The organism is Flagellimonas hadalis (assembly GCF_007785775.2).
Taxonomy (GTDB): Bacteria; Bacteroidota; Bacteroidia; order Flavobacteriales; family Flavobacteriaceae; genus Flagellimonas; species Flagellimonas hadalis.
In genome coordinates, this window is the sequence record NZ_VNIK02000030.1 from 1 (window position 1) to 2,177 (window position 2,177).

Sequence of the window (2,177 nt, forward strand, 5' to 3'; positions counted from 1 at the left end):
AGGTAATCAAATTCCCGTTCTCGTCCCATTCGGCCACGATGTTGCGCTTGCCCTGGTCCACGCACTTGGCCAACCATTCCGGGTCGTAGGACACCCCGTGCTGCTCCAATACGTCGTCAGGCACTCCGTCCCACACATTGGGCATGTTCCCCTTGTAGCCCAGCTCCTCGATCCCGATCTTCGAGGTATAGAACCCCGTCATGGTCAGGTTCCTCACCATCGAGAAGAAGTTCACCTCGAAGGGCCGCTCGTTGCCCGGCAACTCGGGGTCGTAGTACGCGATCGTGTCCAATATCGCCTTCTGCCGATCTTCCGTGGCCGCCTTGAACTCAACGCCATGGTCCAGGTTGCTCCTGTGGTCCAGCCACATCACACCGCCCCTGAGGTCCGTCTGGATGCCAGGGGTGTCCTTGGACATGAACTCTATGAAAGAGACCACATCGGCGTCAGAGGCACTTTTATATTCCTCGCTGCCGGGCAATATCAGGTCGCACAGCACCGTCAGGGTCTCCGCCTCATGGGCCGTCAGGAAACGTTCCGCCTCCAGTTCGGCCAGTTGCTCGTTCTCCTTCGGCGTCCGCCATTTCAGCATGGGCACCTCTTGTGCCCCAACTTCTGGAACCGTGGGTTCCGGCCTGCAGCCATGTATGGCCAGTCCCCCGGCCACGGAGCCCAACACTATCGATTTCAAACTCTTCCTTCTGTCCATTTCCTTACAGATTTTGTTGTTTCAATTGCTCCACTATGTATTCCGAGGCCCTCCACGAGAGTGCCAATATGGTCCAGGTACAGTTCTTGTCCGCCTGCGAGGTGAACACCCCGGCATCCACCACGAAGACATTGTCCACGTCGTGCAGCTGCTGGTACCTGTTGGTCACAGAGGTCTTCGGGTCATCGCCCATCCTGGTGGTGCCCACCTCGTGGATGATCCGCCCGGGAGCGTGCAGTCCATAGTCCCGTTCCTTGCCGGCCTTGCCGCCGATCACCTCGCCGCCCATGTTGGTCAGGATCTCCTCGAAGGAGTCCTGCATGTGCTTGGCCTGGTTGCGCTCGTTGTCCGACCATTTGTAGTGGAAACGGAGCACCGGGATGCCCCATTCGTCAACCGTGGTCGGGTCTATCTCGCAGTAGTTGCTCTTCAGGGCGATGGATTCCCCGCGACCGCTGAGGCCCACCACCGCTCCGTAATATTTCTTGGCATCGCTCCTGAGAATGTCCCCATAGCCGCCCACTTTTGTCCCGAAGAACTTGTTGAACTCGTTCACGTTGAAACCGAAACCGTAGCTGGGCATCCCCATCCCGCCCCATATCTCGATATGATAGCCGCGGGGGAAATCCAACTTGGAGTTGTCGCCCCACCATGGGGAATAGACGTGCATGCCGCCCACCCCGTCCTCGTTGTAGGACACCTTGCGGTCCATCAGGTCGGGCACGAAGGCCATCAGGTCACCGCCCGTGGAGTCGTGCAAATACTTGCCCACATGGTCGCTGCTGTTGCCCAGCCCATTGGGATGTTGAGGGCTCTTGGAGTTCAAGAGGATACGGGCCGTGCTACAGGCCGAGGCCCCAAGCACCACTACCCTGCCCCTGAGCTTATATTCCTTACGGTCTTCCTTGTTGATATAGGAAACACCGGTGGCGCGCCCTTCGTTGTCCACGGTGACCTCCCTGACCATACAGTTGACGAAGAGATCCACCTGTCCGCGGCTTTTTTGCGCAGGGAAGATGAGGCAGGTGCCTGCCGAGAAGTCCGCATACACTTGGCAGGCCCTGGAGCACTGCCCACAGTAGAAGCACACACCGCGATCGTTGTTGATACGCTTGGTGAGCATCGACATCCGCGAGGGATATACGGGAACTCCCGACTTCTTCGCCCCCTTGATGTAGAACAGCTCGTGCAGCCTTGGTTTGGGTGGGGGGAGGAAGAATCCGTCAGGGTCGTTGCGAAGGCCCTCGTTGGTGCCGAAAACCCCGATCATCTTGTCCACCTTGTCGTAGTAGGGCTTTACATCGTCATAGCCGATCGGCCAGTCCTCCCCGTGCCCATCGATGCTCTTGTGCTTGAAATCGTCAGGGCCGAAACGGAGCGAGATACGCCCCCAGTGGTTCGTCCGCCCGCCCAGCATGTGCGAACGGAACCAGTCGAACTTGGTGCCGTCCTTGTGCGTGTAGGGCTC

Annotated in this window: 2 protein-coding genes; both read right to left on the reverse strand. The window is 58.6% G+C overall.

Annotated features, from left to right (window positions below):
* The coding region (locus FOT42_RS17850; protein WP_151891790.1) for a gluconate 2-dehydrogenase subunit 3 family protein at nucleotides 1-709 on the reverse strand (709 nt) is incomplete at its 3' end.
* A gap of 4 nt (nucleotides 710-713) precedes the next feature.
* Nucleotides 714-2,177: GMC oxidoreductase (locus FOT42_RS17855; protein WP_151891791.1), on the reverse strand; the 1,464-nt coding region annotated here is incomplete at its 5' end.